At 64.9% G+C, this 18,170-nt stretch carries 14 protein-coding genes; 7 read left to right on the forward strand and 7 right to left on the reverse strand.

Annotated elements, in window-relative coordinates:
- The first annotated feature begins 2 nt into the window (after positions 1-2).
- From M2336_RS15620 to M2336_RS15635, 4 genes are all read left to right on the forward strand, one after another.
- Entirely contained in the window at positions 3-1,172 is a 1,170-nt protein-coding gene (locus M2336_RS15620; RefSeq protein ID WP_264573196.1) for a WD40/YVTN/BNR-like repeat-containing protein, read from the forward strand.
- Between the two features lie 186 nt (positions 1,173-1,358).
- Positions 1,359-2,219 carry an amidohydrolase family protein gene (locus tag M2336_RS15625; protein WP_264573197.1) on the forward strand — a complete coding sequence of 287 codons (861 nt, stop codon included), beginning with the start codon at positions 1,359-1,361 and terminating at the stop codon, positions 2,217-2,219.
- A 38-nt stretch (positions 2,220-2,257) separates the two neighbouring features.
- Positions 2,258-3,364, forward strand: coding sequence for a zinc-dependent alcohol dehydrogenase (locus M2336_RS15630; RefSeq protein WP_264573198.1), 1,107 nt, complete (start codon positions 2,258-2,260; stop codon positions 3,362-3,364).
- A gap of 94 nt (positions 3,365-3,458) precedes the next feature.
- Positions 3,459-4,103 carry a GntR family transcriptional regulator gene (locus M2336_RS15635; protein WP_220128545.1) on the forward strand — a complete coding sequence of 215 codons (645 nt, stop codon included), beginning with the start codon at positions 3,459-3,461 and terminating at the stop codon, positions 4,101-4,103.
- Between the two features lie 13 nt (positions 4,104-4,116).
- Here the strand turns inward: M2336_RS15635 and M2336_RS15640 are convergent, their stop codons facing one another.
- Genes M2336_RS15640 through M2336_RS15650 form a run of 3 tightly spaced genes read right to left on the reverse strand, consistent with a single transcriptional unit; the run spans position 4,117 to position 6,454 of the window.
- Positions 4,117-4,776, reverse strand: coding sequence for an RraA family protein (locus M2336_RS15640; RefSeq protein WP_264593187.1), 660 nt, complete (start codon positions 4,774-4,776; stop codon positions 4,117-4,119).
- A complete protein-coding gene (locus M2336_RS15645; RefSeq protein ID WP_264573200.1) occupies positions 4,773-5,447 on the reverse strand; it encodes an RraA family protein in 675 nt (224 codons plus the stop codon). The genes M2336_RS15640 and M2336_RS15645 overlap by 4 nt, the downstream gene beginning before the upstream one ends.
- Positions 5,444-6,454 (reverse strand): amidohydrolase family protein, encoded by a 1,011-nt coding sequence (locus tag M2336_RS15650; RefSeq protein ID WP_264573201.1) that lies wholly within the window; start codon positions 6,452-6,454, stop codon positions 5,444-5,446. The genes M2336_RS15645 and M2336_RS15650 overlap by 4 nt, the downstream gene beginning before the upstream one ends.
- A 234-nt stretch (positions 6,455-6,688) precedes the next feature.
- Here M2336_RS15650 and M2336_RS15655 point away from each other — a divergent pair, with 234 nt between their 5' ends.
- Positions 6,689-7,357, forward strand: coding sequence for a GntR family transcriptional regulator (locus M2336_RS15655; protein ID WP_181560131.1), 669 nt, complete (start codon positions 6,689-6,691; stop codon positions 7,355-7,357).
- A gap of 39 nt (positions 7,358-7,396) precedes the next feature.
- On the opposite strand, the gene M2336_RS15660 is transcribed toward M2336_RS15655, so the two are convergent.
- From M2336_RS15660 to M2336_RS15670, 3 genes are read right to left on the reverse strand one after another with little or no spacing between them, the layout of a single operon-like run.
- Positions 7,397-8,296, reverse strand: coding sequence for a formylglycine-generating enzyme family protein (locus M2336_RS15660; RefSeq protein ID WP_264574895.1), 900 nt, complete (start codon positions 8,294-8,296; stop codon positions 7,397-7,399).
- A 50-nt stretch (positions 8,297-8,346) separates the two neighbouring features.
- A complete protein-coding gene (locus M2336_RS15665; protein ID WP_264574896.1) occupies positions 8,347-10,455 on the reverse strand; it encodes a PQQ-dependent dehydrogenase, methanol/ethanol family in 2,109 nt (702 codons plus the stop codon).
- A gap of 53 nt (positions 10,456-10,508) precedes the next feature.
- Positions 10,509-11,210 (reverse strand): nuclear transport factor 2 family protein, encoded by a 702-nt coding sequence (locus tag M2336_RS15670; protein WP_181560132.1) that lies wholly within the window; start codon positions 11,208-11,210, stop codon positions 10,509-10,511.
- A 142-nt stretch (positions 11,211-11,352) separates the two neighbouring features.
- Between M2336_RS15670 and M2336_RS15675 the strand changes: the two genes are divergently transcribed.
- The gene (locus tag M2336_RS15675; RefSeq protein ID WP_264573202.1) at positions 11,353-12,255 is read left to right on the forward strand and encodes a LysR family transcriptional regulator; all 903 of its coding nucleotides are present in this window, start codon (positions 11,353-11,355) and stop codon (positions 12,253-12,255) included.
- A gap of 105 nt (positions 12,256-12,360) precedes the next feature.
- Complete coding sequence (locus M2336_RS15680) at positions 12,361-12,546, forward strand: hypothetical protein (protein WP_181560134.1); 186 nt, start codon at positions 12,361-12,363, stop codon at positions 12,544-12,546.
- A gap of 108 nt (positions 12,547-12,654) precedes the next feature.
- Here the strand turns inward: M2336_RS15680 and M2336_RS15685 are convergent, their stop codons facing one another.
- Positions 12,655-18,063 (reverse strand): autotransporter domain-containing protein, encoded by a 5,409-nt coding sequence (locus M2336_RS15685; RefSeq protein WP_264573203.1) that lies wholly within the window; start codon positions 18,061-18,063, stop codon positions 12,655-12,657.
- Positions 18,064-18,170: the final 107 nt, after the last annotated feature.

The raw sequence follows: 18,170 nt of genomic DNA on the forward strand, positions 1-18,170 counted from the left end.
CCATGGCAGAGGCTGCCAAATCCACGATCATCTGCATTTCCGCGAACGGAAAGACGAGCTCCGCCAGTCAAAGCGCCGCAAACCGGATGCTGATCGCCACCGCGGACGGCGTGGTGGATTTTCGCCGAGACAATCTCAATGCGCCATGGACCCGGCAGCCCGATATGCTGCTCCCCGGCCATCATGTCAGCGCGCTCGTCCATGACGAGGTGACGGACATGCTGTTCGCCGGCCTGCATTATGAGGGCGGCCTGATGGTCAGTTCTGACCACGGCAAGAGCTGGGAAGCGCGCAACAACGGCCTGCAATCCGGCCATGTCTACAGCCTGCTCGTGCAGCATGATGGCGACCGGACGATCCTCAATGTCGGTACCGAGCCGGTGATGTTCTACCGCAGCTTCGATCTGGGGCAGAGCTGGACCGCTTATCCCGGCTGCACGCAGGTCGAGGGCACCGAGCACTGGTTTTTCCCTCGCTCCCAGCCCCATGTGAAGCATATCGCCGCGCATCCGTCCGAACCGGACACGATCTATATCTGCGTGGAACAGGGCGACCTGCTGCGCACTGAAGATGGCGGGGAAAGCTGGACGTCGCTCAACTCCATGGAGCGCCCGGACGACAAGTTCCGCCGTGACCAGCACCGCGTGACCTTCTACCGCGACAACGCCGCCGAAATCTTCCTCACCACCGGCATCGGCCTGTATCATACGGCCGACCGCGGCGAGACCTGGGAGCGCCTCACCGACACCAGCCACCCCTGCGCCTATCCGGACCCGCTCTTCGTGCATCCGCGCAAGGAATTGATGTTCATGGTCGGCGCCGGCATGAACCCCAATCCCAATTGGGGCGCGGAAGGCACGGCCTATCCCAAGTTCATGGTCAGCACGGACCATGGCAAGACGTGGCAGACCAGCATGGTCGGCATGGCCGATCCGATCGCCGGCAATCTGGAAGTCGCGGCGATGCACGATTCTGCCGAGGGCGGGGTGGAGCTCTTCGCCGGCTCTGCCTGCGGGGAGCTCTACGCAAGCCGCGACGAGGCCCAGAGCTGGCAGCGCATGGCCGACGGGCTTCCGGCGATGTCCAAGGGGCCGCACTTCCGCCACTTCCTGCCGCCTGACGAACGCGCGGCTTATGAAGAAAAGCTGCGCGCGCTCAACGCGTTCGCCTGAGCAAGAACGGTCGATCGTCAGCGGGCGACAGACCCGCTGGCGGCTTTCAAGGGGGGGAATGGTCTTGGACAGGCTTCAATCGTCGGCTTTGCGCATTGTCGAACGCGCTCGGATGCGGCGGCCTGATCAGGATGCGGCGGCGCACGGCGCCGGTCCCTCGTCTCACTGACGGGTGCAATTTCGCTCATGATCGACTGCCACGCCCATCTTGTCTCCGATGACAAGACCACCTACCCGCCGGCACCGCCGGGCGGTCTGCTGCCCCCAATGGCGTTCGACAACCTCATGACGGCCGAGACGCTGCTGGAGGAGATGGACAAGTCCGGCGTCGAGCGGGCCGTGCTCGTGCAGCGTGGGTCCATCTACGGGTTCGACAGTCGCTATGTCTGCGACAGCGCCGCGCGCTATCCGCAACGCTTCGCCGCCGTCTGCTCTATCGACGCCACGCAGGCCGATTGTGGGGAGGCCGTGCGATATTGGGTCGGCGAGCATGGCGCCGTCGGCATTCGGCTGATGGAACTCATCAAGGGCTCGGACATCGGCTGGCTGGATAGCCCGGTGGCGCGCGACGCCTGGCAAGCCGCCGCCACGCTCGACGTGCCGGTCTGCGTCCATTTCTTCCCGTGGAACCGAGAAATAGGGCTGGCGCATCTGGAGCGGATATTGCGCGAGGTGCCCGGCCTGACGGTCGTCATCGACCATCTCAGTTCCATTCAGAGCGATGCCGGCGGCCCGGACCATGGCATTGATGATCGGCTGCGGTCGATCGCGCAGTTCGACAATGTCGTCGTCAAGTTCACGACCATTCCGCTGGGACGGCTGGACAAGGCGGGGATCGACCCCTGCCCCGTCATCGAGCGCGTATGCGATCTGTTCGGCGCGGAGCGGATGATCTGGGGATCGGACATCACCCAATCGCCCGGCAGCTATGATTATATGGCCGCACTTGGTCGCGCAGCGGTACGCAATCTCACGGCCGCGCAGCAGGAGATGATCCTGGGCGGAACGGCGATGCGCGTTTACGGCAAGAGCTGGGGCAAGGCCTGAGCGCAACGGGCCTTCGCGACGAGAATTGGAGGGGAATGATGGAGTCCGTGTCTCGTGCTGCCGTGAAGGTCGATATCGAACGATCTGAAATCAGAGAATTTCCGTTCCCGCCCCTCGGCGACAATGACGGGCTGCTGAAAGTCGAGGCCTCGGGCGTCGGCGGCAGTGACCCCGAAATGTACCGGCGTGAGAACACGGCGCCCTGCATCATGGGCCATGAGAATGTCGGCACCGTGGCCCGCATCGGCGACGCTGCGGCGCAGCGCTGGGGCCTGCGCGCCGGCGACCGCATCGCCCTGCACGAGTATCTCCCCTGCTGGCATTGCCACTGGTGTCGCCAGGGCGATTTCCGCCTGTGCATGGAGGCCGACTTCTTCAACGTGAAGGATCGGTTCAACACCCTGCGCTACGGCACCTGCAATGCGGACATTCCGCCGCATCTGTGGGGTGGTTTCTCGGAATATATGTACCTCGCGCCCAATGCTGTCATCCACAAGATCCCGGCGGACATGGATGCCCGGCTGGCGACACTGGCCGTGCCGCTCGGCAATGGCGTGCAATGGGCGGTGCTGGATGGCGGTGCGGGACTGGGCAAGACCGTGCTGGTCTTCGGCCCCGGGCAACAGGGCCTGAGTTGCGCGCTCGCCGCCAAGCAGGGGGGTGCGCTCACCGTCATCATCGCCGGCATGACGCGCGACCGGGCCCGGCTGGACCTCTCGCTCAGCCTCGGCGCCGACATCGCCGTGGACGTGCAGCAGGAGGATCTTGCAGCGGTGGTCATGCGGGCGACCGGCGGCATGGGCGTGGATGTGGTGGTGGATACCACCGGCGATCCCGATGGCAAGATCGCCGAGCAGGCGGTGGCTCTGTCCGCCAAGGGCGCCTGGCTCAGCCTCAATGGCCTTAGCGCTTCGGTGCCGCTGGGCGAGATCAAGAAGCGCTACCTCACCGTGCGCGCACCGCGAGGCCACAGCTATCGCGCGGTGCAGATGGCGCTCGACATTCTCGCCAGCGGCAAGTGGCCGGCCGAAAAGCTGTGCAGCCACGATTTCCCGCTGGAGCAGGTGCATGAGGCGATCCTCGCCACCGCCGGGCGCGGGATCGAGGGCGCAATTCACGTCACCGTCTCCCCGCACAAGAGTTGATCGCAGCCCCCGCTGCCTCCCGCCCCTGCCTATTGCCTCGCTCGCCAAAATCCTCTTCCATGGCGCACTGCCACCAGCCGCAAGGAGCACATATTTGGCCACGCAGATCGACATGGGGGACTCCCTGCCCAATGTGGTGGCGGATGAACTGCGGGCGCTGATCGTGCGGGGCACGTTGCTGCCGGGCGAACATCTCGGGCAGACCCAGCTTGCCGACCGGTTCGGGCGCAGCAAGGTGCCCATTCGCGAGGCGCTCAAGCTGCTGGCGGCAGAAGGCTTCCTGCGCCACGACCATAACAGGGGCTATTTCGTGGCCCCGCTGGAGCTGGAGGAAGCCCGCCAGCTCTACAAGCTGCGCCGCTGGCTTGAAGCCGAGTTGCTCGCCACGGCGGTCTGGCCCACGGACGCACAGATCGCCGAATTCCGCCGCCAGTTCGATGCGCTGGATGCCATGGATCAGGTGAGCGATTTCACCAATTGGGCGCTGGCGCTGGAAAATCTGCGTCTCGCCCTCTTCGCTTTATCACCCGAGCGCATCCTGCTGCGCGAAGCGACCCGGCTCTGGCGGCTGACCGACCGCTATCGCTCGCTCATGCCGCGCACGATGGGCGAGAGCCCCGAGCGCAAGCTGATCGACGCCCTTGCCGCGCGGGACCGTGACGCGCTGCTCGCCGATTATATGCAGGCCCGCGCCAAGATCGAAGGTGCGCTGGAGCAGGTCTTCCAGCACGGCCGCTAGGGCCAATCGACACTCAGCCCTGCACGCGTTTCTGAAGGCTGTGATATTTGAACTGCGCGCGGGCCTCATCGAGGCGCATGCCGGTGCGGCAGGCGGCGCGGATGCTCTCCTCGGCGGCGTGGATCTCCTCGGCGGCGGCGAGGACGGCCTCCTCATGCGCTTGCGGGATGACGATCACGCCATCGGGATCGCCGCGCAGGATATCGCCCGGCGCCACGCGGGCGCCGCCGATGTTGACGGGGCAGTTGGTGACTTCCACCTGCACCCGATCCTTGCCGGTGCGCATCCAGTGGCCCTTGCTGAAGACCGGATAGCCGAGCGCGCGGCAGAGCGAGACGTCGCGGCTGATCCCGTCGATCACGGTGCCGGCGAGGCCGCGGCGATGCGCGATCTCGGTGAGGATATCGCCCCAGATGGTGGCATCCTCGCGGCCGCCATTGTCGATGACGACGACATGGCCGGGGGGGACATCATCGATATAATCGCCCACCGTGCCGGGCGGGGTCGAGGCGGGACCGCAGAGCATGGTGTAGGCGCGGCCGGCCATGCGGAAATCAGGATCGCGCCCGGCGATCTGGTAGCACTGGCCGACGATGCCGAGCCGGTCGAGCGCGTCGCTCAGCGTGGCGGTATCGAGCGCGGCGGCGCGGGTGACGTTGCGGTCGTCGGTCATTGTTGGTCGCCCTTGAGCATATATTCGTAATTGGCGCCGAGCACAAAGCTGGCACTCTCGCCGGTGGCGAGGCGGCGGGTCATCTCGCCCTCGCGGCGGACGATATCCTCGGCGGCATCGAGCACGCGGGCGATGTCGGCTGGCGCGATGAACACCGCCGCACTGGAATCGCAGATGACATAGAAACCGGGTTCGACGGTGAAATCGCCTACGGTGACGGGCACGTCGGTGGCATCCTCATAGACGCGGTTGCGCGCGGTGCGGGCGGTATAACCGCGACAGAAGACCGGAAAGCCGATCTCGCGGGCTTCATCGACATCGCGGGCCAGCCCCTCGCAGATCACGCCCGCCACGCCCTTGTGCTGCGCGCCGCGCGACAGGATGCCGCCCCAGCAGCCGGCATCGATGCCGGTGCGCTGCTCGACCACGATCACATCGTCCGGGCCGCTGGCGTCGATGGCGGCAGCGCCCAGATGCACCGGCGGGCGGTCGGCGGGCGCGTTGCCGGCCTTGAGCTTCACGGTGTGGACGCGCCCGGCGATCCGCTTGCCCGGCGAGGCCGAGCGCAGCCCGGTCACACAGCCGGCCAGGCCCAGCTTGTCCAGCGTGTCCGACACGGCGCAGGCATCCAGCTGGCGCAGCCGCGCGACATAAGGATCGCCCGAGCTCATGCCTGCGGCAGGTCCAGCTTGAAGAGGCGCGCGGCGTTGCCGAACATGATCTGGTTCTTCTCCGCCTGGCTCAGCCAGTCGAAGCCGGTGATGAACGGGGCAATGTCGTCCAGCGTCTTGCCGGTCGCGGGGTCGACGGCAGAGCCCACGCCGGGGCATTCCGCGCCGAACAGGCAATTGTCGACGCCGACGGTCTTGATCAGCAGCCGCAGCGCTTCCTCGGAATAGAGCACGGTATCATAATAGATGTGCCGCATCTTATCGAGAAACTCCTCGCCCTTGCGCAGGCCGGAGGCGCGGAAGCGGCCGACATGATAGGGGATCGCGCCGCCGCCATGGCTGCAGACGATTTTAAGGCTGGGGAAGTCCTTGAACACATCGCTTTCCAGCAGGCCATAGACGGCCATCGTCTCTTCCAGCAGGAAGTTGAGCGTGTACGGCGCGCGGCGGCTGCGCGATCCGGCGGAGTGGATGTGCGCCGGCACGTCCAGCTCGCACAGCTTCTCGTATAGCGGGTACCAATAACGGTCACCCATCGCCGGCGGCTCGGTGCCGCTGTTCTCATAGGGATCGGGGTTGAGCAGGCAGCCCTTGAAGCCCAGCGTTTTCACACAGCGCTCAAGCTCGGGCAGAACATTCTCGATCGGCTCGCCGGCGACTTGCGGCAGACCGCAGATGGGCGCGAAGCGGTCCGGCAGAAGCTGGCACTGGCGGGCGATGATGTTGTTGGTGGCTTCGGTAAACCAGTGGACCAGAAAACCCGGCTTTTCCGAATGCATCATCTGGAACGGGCGGGGGCTGAGCAGCTGAAAATTGGTGCCGACCCGGTCGAGCATGTCGAGATGGCCGCAGGGCGCCATCTCCTTTTTATTGGTGTAGGCGAGAATTTCCTCATCCGTGAGGTCCGGGAACTTCTTGCCGTGCTCGCCGCGATGCGAGAGCAGCATCGACTTATAGATCCACAGTTCCGCTGGCGCACTCACATGGCCATGACAATCGACAATCATCGCAAAATCCCCACCCGCAGCTGGTTATCAGATCATAGGTATACATTTTTGTATACCTATCCTGAATTTCCGGTCAAGCCGGTGGAGGGTGTTTGTCGGCCAAAAGCCTCGCGCGACCGGGTCGGGATTCCTAGCGCGTGAAAATGTCTACATTTTTGTGAGACACCACGCTAGGGATGCCCGGAACGACCATAATTTCAAGGCCGCTGGCTCTTCGGCCAACCAGGAATGCCCATGATGCAGGAAACAGTGAAATCCGAACGCGGAGTTCCCGCCAAGATCGCCAATGAGCTGCGTCTGCTCATCGCCCGTGGCACGCTGGCACCCGGGATGCGGCTGGGGCAGACCGAACTGGCCGAGCAATTCAACGCCAGCCGCGTACCGGTGCGCGAGGCGCTCAAGCTGCTGAGCTCGGAAGGCATCATCGAGCACGACCCCAACCGGGGCTTCTTCGTCACCCGGCTTTCCCGCGATGAGGCCGAGCAACTGTTTGCCCTGCGCCATCTGGTCGAGGACGAATTGCTCAAATCCGTCGACTGGCCGGACGCCGAAGAGCTTGCCGAACTCGAACGTCGCGAACAGCGCCTCGAAGAGCTGCTCGACGAAGGCGACCGCACGAGCTGGTGGAACGAGCATCGTGAATTCCACACGATGATCTTCAACCTCTCCCCCAAGAAGACCATCGTGCGCGAGGCCATCCGTCTTTGGGCATTGACTGATCGCTACCGCGCCCTCCTGCCGCTGCCGCGCCGGAACAGCGAAGAGCGCAAGGTGGTGGACAAGCGCGAGCTGCTGAACGCCATCCGTCAGCAGGACAGCAAGAAGCTGCTGGCCGCCCGCCGCACCCGCCGCGAATCCTTCGAGCGAATGCTGCTGGAAACGCTGGAAGCACGCGGCCTCTAAAGCCGGCCACCTGCCACGCTCAGCTCTAGCGGGCGATCCTCACGCGTCGCGGGCGCAGCGAAACCCGATATGCGATGTGGAGGTATCCACCGTCTGCGGATAGCGCGCGGCGGGGCGATAGCGCTGGCAATAATTGGGCGCGCACAGATGCGATCCGCCCTTGAGCACGCGGCGGGGAAAGCCGCTATAGGGATCACGGCTGGCATCTTCGCTGGCGCCCCGCGGATTATGCGGCGCGCAACAGGGCTTGGTGGGCGCGTCGTGCCGATCGACATACCAGTCGCTCGTCCACTCCCACACATTGCCAATCATATCCCACAAGCCAAAACCATTTGCCGCATAGGCCCGCACCGGCGAGGTACGCAGATAGCCGTCCGAGAGATCATTCTGGTGCGGGAAATCGCCCTGCCAGGTGTTGGCCAGCATGGCCCCGCCGGGGTGCAGTTCATCGCCCCAGGCGAAGGCCTTGCGATCCAGCCCGCCCCGCGCGGCGAATTCCCATTCCGCTTCCGTCGGCAGCCGCTTGCCCGCCCAGGCCGCATAGGCCTCCGCATCGGCACAGGCGATGTGGACAACGGGATGATCCGCGAGCCCGTCGATGGAACTCTCCGGCCCCCAAGGGTGGCGCCAGTCTGTCCCGAACGAGAATGTCCACCACCCCATTGGATCGTGCAGCGGCACGGGGGTCGGCGGCGGCGTAAACAGGGATGAGCCGGCCTTCAGCATCGCGGGATCGGCACCGGGATAATCGGCCGCATCGGGCACCGTTTCGGCCACCGTCACATGGCCGGTCGCTTCCACGAACTGCGCGAACTGCGCATTGGTGACTGGCGTTTCATCGATCCAGAAAGCATCGACCGAGGCCGGATGCGCGGGGCCCTCATCGGGATAATGGTCGTCCGACCCCATCCAGAACTGCCCGCCCGCCACACGGATCATGCCGTCCTTCATCTCTGGCGCACTCATCATGCCACCCTGCGCCTGATCGGTCATCGCGTCTGCTTGCGTCCTTCCTGAGTCTCGATCCGCCGGTCCTCGAGACTGCGGCGGACGAGATAAGCGTCAATGGCGTCGACCTGCGCCGGCGTCAGCTGGCCTGCGAAGCTGGGCATGCCCATCTCCGCCAGCGCGCCGCCCAGAACGACCTGCGAAAAACCCTTCGTGCCGAGCAATCCCGTCCGGCGCAAGTCCGGATAGGCACCGGCGCTCACCGCCCCGCTGCCATGACAGCGCAGGCAGAAGCGGCCGAACAGTCCGTCGCCCTGCGCGATTTGGGCCGGTGTGCCCTTGTCCACTACATCGGGGAACGGCAGTGGCTCGGCCGGCGTGAAGGCAGGCAGCTTCGCCGCCCCATCCAATTTGAACACCAGCAGCCGGTTGGGGCCGATGGTCTTGCCGGCCTTGAGCGCCATCACCCCGCCCGTCAGTGGCCATCCGCCGCCCCAGCCAGCCATGACTGCGATATATTGCACCCCGTCCAGCCGATAGCTGATCGGCGGCGCGACGATGCCGGTCTGCGCATCGAACGACCAGAGCTGCTTGCCGCTCTCGTCATCATAGGCGACCAGCCGCCCCTGCGCATTGCCGGCAAAAACAAGGCCGCCCGCCGTCGCCAGCAGGCCACCGTTGAAGGGCGCCGCTTCCTCGCTCGTCCAGCGCGGTTTGCGGGCGATCGGGTCCCAGGCGATCAGCCGCGCCTTCATGCTGTCGTACAGCGCCTTGCGGTCCGCCGCGCTCATCGCGCCACCGCCGCTCATCGCAACGCCGGACGTATAGGCGCCGATCACCTGCGCCTCCTGAGGGTTGGGGCCGAAAGGCATGCCGACGTCCTGCGCCGGAATGTAGACCAGCCCCGTGCGGGGACTGAAGGCCATGGGCGGCCAATTATGCCCGCCGCCCGAGCTGGGGAACTGGAAATGCGGCTTGCCGGTGCGGTAATAGCGTGCTTCCGGCACAATGTCCGGACGGCCGGTCTTGGGATCGATGCTCTTCGCCCAATTCTGCGGCACATAAGCGGTGGCATTCAGGAACTCGCCGGTCGCGCGGTCAAGAATGTAGAAGAAGCCGTTTTTGGGCGCCTGCATCAGCACCTTGCGCGGCTTGCCGTCGATCTCCATGTCCGCCAGCACGATATTCTGGGTCGCGGTATAATCCCAGGCATCGCCCGGAACTTGCTGGAAATGCCAGACATATTCGCCGGTCGAGGCCCGCAGCGCGACGATAGAAGACAAGAAGAGATTATCCCCCTTCCCGTCCGAGCGCATCTGATGATTCCATGGCGAGCCGTTACCGGTGCCGATGTAGATGAGGTCCAGCGCGGGATCATATTCGATGGCATCCCACACCGTGCCGCCACCGCCATAGCGCCACCACTGGCCTGCCCAGCTTCCCTGCGCCTTGGCCAGCACCGTGTCGGACGCGGCATTGTCCTTCGTGCCCGGCTTCCCGGGGACAGTGTAGAAGCGCCAGGTCAGCTTGCCAGTCGCGGCATCATAGGCACTCACATAGCCGCGCACGCCGAACTCGGCGCCGCCATTGCCGATGACGACATTGCCCTTGATGACGCGCGGCGCCCCGGTGATCGTGTAATTCACCGCAAAGGGGCCGGACTGGTCGATCGTCTGCTTTTCCCAGACCGGCTTGCCGCTTTTGGCATCCAGGGCGATCAGGCGCCCGTCAAGCGCGCCGACATACACCCGGCCCTCCGCCACCGCGACACCGCGCGAGACCGGCCCGCAACAGGAGCGCGCAGACGCCGCGCGGACTTGTGGATCGTAGGTCCACAAGCCCTTGCCGGTGCGCGCATCAATGGCGGAGACGACATCATAAGCGCTGACCACATAGAGCACGCCATCGACCATGATCGGCGTCGCTTCCTGCCCGCGATCCGTCTCCAGATCGAAGGACCAAGCCAGGCCCAGCCGTGACACGGTCTCGCGATCGATCTGATCCAGTTCGGCAAAGCGCTGCGCCGTCTCGGTGCGACCATGCAGCGGCCACTCGACATCGCCGCCGGCCTGACCACCGTCTGCGGCATCGCGGCAGGCGGAAGGGAGGACAAGCAGCAGCGCGGTCAGCGCCATCATGCGCCTGAACATCAAACCCACGATTAATATTCCCTCTCCCTCGACCCACTGCCACCCGTCGGCCGCTATGCGGTCCGTTCCGCATCCGCCAGCGCCCGGCCGAGCACGGGATGCGCGAAGTGCATCGCCAGTTCCTGCCGATAAGGCCATGTCTGCCGCTGATTGTCGACCAGTTCATCCGGGCCGAGCGGGTCTTCCGGGAAGGTCTTCGTCAGCGGCTGGAGATGCGCGATGGTCTTGTACCAGCCGGCATCATAATCCGCCTGCCATTGCACGACATAATCGAGCCGCTTGATCTTCCAGACGCCGTCCTCGCGCACATAATCATTCTCGTACATGCCGGCTTCGTAGAACTGGTCGGGCAGGCCCTCCGGGCGATAGTCGCGGCTCTCATGATTGCCGCCGAGCAGCAGCGCGCGAAACCGGCCCTTGGCGGTGCGGCGATCCGGCGCGACGGTGATGATGTCCTGCATCTGGAAATGATCGAGCAGGAAGCCATAGACTGGGCCGGGGCGCCCTTGCGTGAAGAACTGGCGAAACCAGTCGCCATAGAGCCGCCGCGCACCCACCTTGCCGCGATAGATGCCGGAGAGAAAGATGATCTCGGCATCGTCGGAGAACAGCTCGGCCAGTTCGTCCGAACGGTTATAATCGGTATAATAGCCATAGGCATTGTGGAGCCGGCGGATTGCATTGAGATCCTCCAGCATCCCGATCCGCTCGGTCAGGGCCTTCACATCGCTGCGCAGCGCTTCGATCTCGCTCATAATCCTGCTCCTGATTGCTCTTTTGCTCTGTGCGGGCCGCCCGGATCATCGCCGAGACGCCTCATTCCCAAGGCATCGGTTGCTCCCGATTGCAAAGCAACGGCCCGGTCCGCTATCAGTTATAAGGGAGGGGCTATCGCTTATGGCATTCACGATCCGGCAATTGGAGATTTTCGTCGAAGCGGCGAAGGACGAGAATTTCCGTATCACGGCGGATCGTCTCGGGATCAGCCAGCCCTCGATCAGCAATCATATCAAGGCGCTGGAGCAGAAAGCCGGCGCTCGCCTGTTCGATCGTCAGCGGGGATCGACAGCGCGCCTCTCCCCTCTGGGCCGCGATTTGCTGGATCAGGCGCGGTTGCTGCTGCGCGAGGCGAACAAGGTTCAGTTGGGCGCCACGGCCGGCAGTGCGCAGAGCTATGTGCTGCGGGTCGCCGCCGGCCCTTATCTTATCGATCAATGGATCAGGCCGTGCCTGCCGGATTATTATGCGCGCGGCCAGGTGCCGAATGTGGAGCTGATCCTCTCCGCGCCGGGCGAAGAAATGCTCTCCATGCTCCGCAGCGGCAAGGTGGACGTCGCCTTCTTCACCGGGCGCCCACCGGTCGCCCCGGATCTTACCATCGAGACGCTCCGGCGCGTGACCAGCAGTCTCTTCGGCACGTCCGCGCTGGTCGAGGCGGTGGGGAGCGATCCTGCCAGGATCAGCGCCGCCCCGATGATCATGATGCCGGACAACACACCGCATAATGACTGGCTGATCAATGCGCTGGCCGATGCGTGCATCTACCCGTCCAATGTCGTCGCGCGACCGCAGTTCACCGATGTCGCGATGGGGCTGGCGCTCAATGGCACGGGCCTTGCCATGCTCTTCGACGAGGAAGCCGCACCTGCCACCACGCGCGGACAACTCCAACGCGTCCCGGTCGATTTCGAGCCGGGCTATCGCCTGATGCTCTCGCGCAAGGGGTTCGACGATGCCCGCGGGCGTCTGGCCATCGATCATCTCCGCCGCACGCTGCAGGCCGGACGCGCCGCCAACTGACAGTACCGGCCGACGCCTGCCCTCTTCACTCCGGCGCATCTCAGTGGCGCGGGACGGAACGCTCCGCGCTCTTGGTCATTGTGCTAGCGATCAAGGAGACCGCACATGATGAAAACTTTGCTCGCCGGCGCGGCGATTGGTTATTTCGGCAAGAAGCTCTACGATGAAGGCAAGCTCGATCCCTATATCGCGCGCGCCAAAAGCACCCTCGCCGAGCTTTCCCCTGAACAGGCAGACACACGCGCCCCGCGCGGCGTCGGTCAGGACGAACAGCCCAATATGGCATTCTGAACGGGGTTGCAGCCGAGAGTCGGCCAGCACCCGTCCAGTTGAGAGGCACATGAAAAAGGGGCGCGGTCATTCCGCGCCCCTTTCCGTTTTCGCTCGCAGCGCCTGAGATCAGAAGCTGTAGCTAAAGCCGATCTTGACGCCGTGGTCCTTCCACTGGTCGCCGATGTTGCCCACGTAGGTGGCGCCGATGGAGCCGCCCGGCATGATGTTGGCCTGAACGCCGCCCTCGAGACGCAGGGTATCGCGCGTCGTGGGCAGGCCCGCGACCGAGAAGGCCTCACCGGTCGAGAGGATGTTGCGGCTGGTCGCATCGACATCGCCAAAGCTGCGCAGCCACGCCGCCGAGACGCGCGGGCTGAGCACCGTGGTGGCGCTGACCGGCACTGCCCCGCCCAGACGCAGACCCAGGGTGGTGTAGGTCACATCGCGGGTGCTGTCCGTGACGCCCAGCGCGGTCAGGGCGCTGCCCGTCTCGGTGAAGGCATCGCTCTTGAGATGGACATGGGTCACGCCGGCAAAGGGCTCGGCGGTCACCGCGCCCAGCGGGAGAGCATAGCTCACCTCACCGAAGGCAGAGGCGCTCCTGGCATCATAATCGCCCGCCAGCGCATCGTTGACGCCCAGGAACGCCACCTTGCGTGTCCCGTTGACATCCAGCCAGCTATAAGAGGCGCCGATCCGGGCGCGCAGGGCGCCCCAGCCACCGCCGGCATAGACCAGCGCGCTGTTGCCGTTGACCGTCGCCTCACTGCTGCGCCCATCGACCCGCACCTTGTTCTGCTCATGCGCGAAGGCCACGCCCAGACGCCAGCCACCCAGGCCCGTATCGACACCGGTGATGAAGCCGAACGTGCTCTGCGTCGCCTTGATCGCATTGCCATTGCTCTTGAGCGTGCTCCACGCACCAATGCCCTGGCCCCAGACCGCCGTGCTGCCATCGCGCAGCGTGCGGGCCGAGGAACTGGCACCGGCCAGTGTGCGGCTGACCACATCGGCCTGCTCCATGCGGCCGATCACCATGTCGCCAAGCCGGCGGGTGCCATCCACCATCAGCGTGCCCGTGGTCGCCCACAGCTCGCCCGAGAGCGCATCGAACGCCCGGACGGCGCCGGCTTCCTCAAGCTGCCCGGCTACCGCACGGGACAGGCTGGCATTGTCATCGCTGGCATCCAGCGCCAGCGCCACGGCCACCTGGTTGGGCGTCACCGCCACGCTCTCGAAGCTGCGATTGTTGCGCGTCAGCACCAGCCTGACATTATTGGCGTCATAGCTCAGCTCCGGCGTCAGGAACGGCAGATCGACATCGGTGGCCGCAAACTGCCCGGTCACCCCGCCTGCGGCCGTGATGATCGTGTACTCATTGCTGAAGCGATAATTGCCTGCAGCTGCCAGCACCGAGACCGTGCCGCCCTGGATGGTCGCCGTCCCGCCGACGATCAGCTTGTCGCTCTCGCCATCGGCATTGACCTCCACCTCATAGGTTGAGCCTGCCTGGAACACGACATTGCCCGCTGCGGTGAGCGTGCCGATCGAGTTGCCCGGCAGCAGCGTGCCGCCATTGCCGACCACGATATTGTTCACCTGCCCGCGACCGCCCAGGGCCGCATCGCTGCCGACCGTGATCGTGCCGCCCATCGAGCCGTTCACCCGCGTCACGATGCCCTCGAGGTTGAGCACACCGGTGAACGAGCCAAAGCTCTCGCCGGTCAGGTTGATGCTGACGGGCGCGCTGAACGGACCGTTCAGCGCAATCGTACCGCTGCCGCTGAAGCTGCCGCCGAACAGCGTGTTGCTGCTCTGGTTGACGGTCAGCGTGCTCGTGCCCAGGCTCACCGTCCCGCCCGCGCCACTCAAGCCCGCAACGGTCTGGTCGGTGCCGCTTAGGTCAAACTCGCCATCATCGACGACCAGATCGGTCGCGCTGTCGAGCTGCGCCAGCAGCCGCACCCGGCCCGCCTGCACCACGGTCGACCCGGTATAACCATAATCGCCCGAGAGCAGCAGCGTGCCCTCGCCCTGCTTGATTAGGCCACCATTGCCGGACAGCGCGCCGGTATAGTCATAGTCGCCAATCTGGTTGAAGATCAGCGTGCCATTGTTGGTGGCATCGGCCAGCAGATCGCCATTCTTCAAGCCATTGCCCACCTGCAGCGTACCTGCAGTGTCGATCAGCAAAGTGCCGCCCAGCTTGCCCGTCAGCAGCACCGTGCCGCCATCGATGGTCGCATCGCCTGCAAAACCACTGCTGTCGCCCGAGAAGGTGATGGTGCCCGTGCCCGTTTTCAGCACGGTGCCCGTGCCGCTCAGCCTGCCCTTGTAGCTCGTGGTCGCGGGGTTGGCGAACACCAGCTCGCCCTGTTCGGCAACATTGACATTGTTGCTGATCGTCCCAACAAACAGGGCCGTACCCTGCTGCACGTCAAGCTGGACGCCGCTCATCGAGCCGCCGAAGGTCACTATATTATCGCCGGTCTTGATCACCGTGCCCTGACCGGAAATCTGGCCGAGATAGCTCACATCGTCCGCACGATCGAACAGCAGCGTGCCGTAATTGGTGACATTGGCAGTGATCGAGCCGGTCGTGCCGCCATTGCCGAGGTTGACCGTGGCGCCGTTGCTGATCCCCAGACCGCCTTCGAAATCGCTGGCGTTGGTCAGGGTGAGCGTGCCGGCAGACACGTTCAGACCGCCCGTTCCGGTGATCCGTCCGGAAAAGACCTGCGAGGCATTGACCAGCATCAACCCCGCATCACCGACGATCACCGTTCCGCTGCCGCCAAGATCCTTGATCTGTGCGCTGGCTGCACTGGTCAGGTCGAAGGTACCATTGACCGTTACGGAACTCGATTGGTTCACCCGGCCCTGATTGGAGAGGGCCAATGTGGCGTCGGCATTAATCGTCGTGGCGCCCGTAAAGGTATTCATCCCGCTCAAGGTGATCGCCCCGCCCGCCACGGTCAGATCGCCCGTGCCGGAAATGACCCGGTTATGATGAAGCGCATCGGAGCGATCGAACACCAGCAGACCGTTGTTCACAAGGTCGCCGTCGAAGGAGCCACTGGTGCCGCCATTGCCGATCTGCAGCGTGCCGTCCTGCCCGATGATCGTGCTTGCGGCACTCGTCGTGTTGGCCAGCACCAGCGTGCCGGCGCTCACGTTCAGCGCGCCGCTATAGTTTCTGCTGTCCCCGGTCAGGATTGTGGTCCCGGCCAGCACGTCGACCACGCCGGTGCCGGACAGGCCGGCGGCCAGCGTGTAATTGGTCTCGCTGTGGTTCAGGACCAGCTTGCCGGCCCCGGCACCGAACTGAATGCCGTTCACGGCATCGATCACGCCGGCCGCCTGGGCCGCACTGCCTGCCGCCGCGCCGATGTTCAGCGTGCCCGTCGAGCCGGCCTCATAAGCCAGCGTGATGCCGCGATTGCCGTCAGACTTGAGGGTCGCGCCATCGGAGACGGTGACGACGCCGCTGCTCCCGGCATATGTGCCCACCATGACATAAGACGTGCCTCGGGCGAGCGTGCCTTCACCGCTGATGTTCAAAGTACCCTGGCTGCCATCCACGAAGCCGACAATCAGCTTGTCACCGCCCAGCAGCGCCTCGTCCGTCACGGTGGCCGTGCCTGATCCATAGCTGCCGATGGTCATGTTCCGGTCGGTCGTTACGCTGGACCCGCTGCCTGAGACTGTCATCTGACCGTTGCCGTTGGCGCTTGCGCCAAGTCTCACATCTGCATCGCTGCCGGAGGCGGCAATCGTCGCGCCATCCGTCACGGTGAGGATGCCTTCGCCGCTGGTGCCGATCCCCAAGCCGCTTGCACCGATGTCCCAGCGCGTTCCCACGCCGCTGAGGGTGCCGGTGCCGAGCGATCCGGCATTTACGCCGAAACTCCCGCTGGTGGATTGCATCGTCGCGCCGCCGGACAGGATGAGCGTGCCCTGGCCGCTCCCGCCGAACTGCAGGGAGCCGCTCTGCAGATGGCTATTTTCACCCGAAACGGTGATGGAGCCGACACTGCCCTCGACCGCACCGACGGACGTGGAGGTGTTGACCACGACGGTACCGCCATTCTCGATCGCCACGCTGCCGTCGCCATAATAGCCGACCGTCAGGAATTCGGTCGTGACCGTCGATCCCGTACCCGTGACGAGCAGCGAGCCGCTCTCATCTTCCATGCCCGGCATCGCCGAATTGGTGCTGTTGCTGACGATGATGTTGGGGGCGTTGAAGGTGCCGCCATTCACCACGGTCAGCGACGCCCCATCGAGCCCGCCCAGGAAGACGATGTTCCCGCTCGTCGTACTGCCATCAATGATTGTCTCGCCGCCGGTGAGCATCATGTTGCCAGCAAAAGCGCTGTTGTCGCCGGTGAGGGTCAACGCTCCGCTGCCGGTCTTGATAACAGAGCCCGAGCCTGAAATCGCACTGGAGAGCGTATAATCCTCCGCCTGGGCGAATTCGAGTTTCGTGGTATTGGTCGCAACGACGATACCGCCGTTCAGCGTGGCGCCGCTGGCGAGTGTCAGCCTGTTGGTACCGCCCGTGAAATTCAGGGCCGCGGCCCGCTCGCCATTGCCACCAAGGCCGCCGGATACGGAACCGCCAGTCCCGATGGAAAGAGCAAGGTTCTCGCCTTGAATGCCTGCGCCGCCCGCACCGTTGGTGAACATCCCGGCCCCGCCGGCGCCGCCTGTCACCGCTGTGTCGATCGTGAGGGTGGTGAGGCCGCTCATGTTCTCGATCAGGATGCCAAAGCCCCCGGCCCCGCCGAAGTTGCCGCCTTGGGCATCACCGCCCATGATGCTACCGCCGGAGATCGAAACAGTGCTGCTGCCGGTGCCGCCGGTGAGCACAAGGGCAGACCCGCCATTGCCGCCAAAGGACTGGCCTTCGCGGCTCCCGCCGCCCGCGCCGCCGGTCAGTATGCTGTCCGTAATGCTGATGGCCGTATTGCCGGCCGGCTGGTCGATGACCAGACCGCTGCCACCATTGCCGCCGACGCCAGCCCAGCCATAGGCGCCGCCCGCGCCGCCGGTGGCACTGACGGTGATTGCGTCGTAGGAGTCGTTAAGACCGGTGACGACCGCGCCGAAGCCGCCGCCGCCACCGCCGCCGCCATATCCGGCAATTCCAGCAAGGCCACCATTACCGCCATTGCCGCCGGTGAGCGTTCCCGATGTCGGCAAATCTGTGATGAGTCCGACAAAGCCATGCGCGCCGCCGCCACCGCCGCCGCCTGAACTGTTGGCCCCGCCATCGGAGCCATCCGATCCCGCCTCACCGGGCGCAGCCCCTCCCGTCCCGGCGAAGCCGGGGTTGGGACCAGCACCGGCACCGCCATTGCCCCCTGTGATGCCACTGCCGCCGCCAGCGCCGCCGGAGAGATAGCTGGGATCTGTGCCAACGCCATCCGTCCCGTCACCGCCCGTGAAGGTGGTGCTGGCGCTCCCGCCAACGCTCGTGAAGCTGTTATCGCCCCCCGCACCACCGGTGCCATCCGCGGCGTAGGCGGGCATAGCTCCCACCGCGGCAAGGAACGTCGCGGCCACCGAACAGCGCAAAACAGATTTGAAGGACATAAGACGAATGTCAGCAAGCGGCTGAGCTTCAACGCGGTCAAACT

This window comes from Sphingobium sp. B1D7B (assembly GCF_025961965.1).
GTDB lineage: Bacteria > Pseudomonadota > Alphaproteobacteria > Sphingomonadales > Sphingomonadaceae > Sphingobium.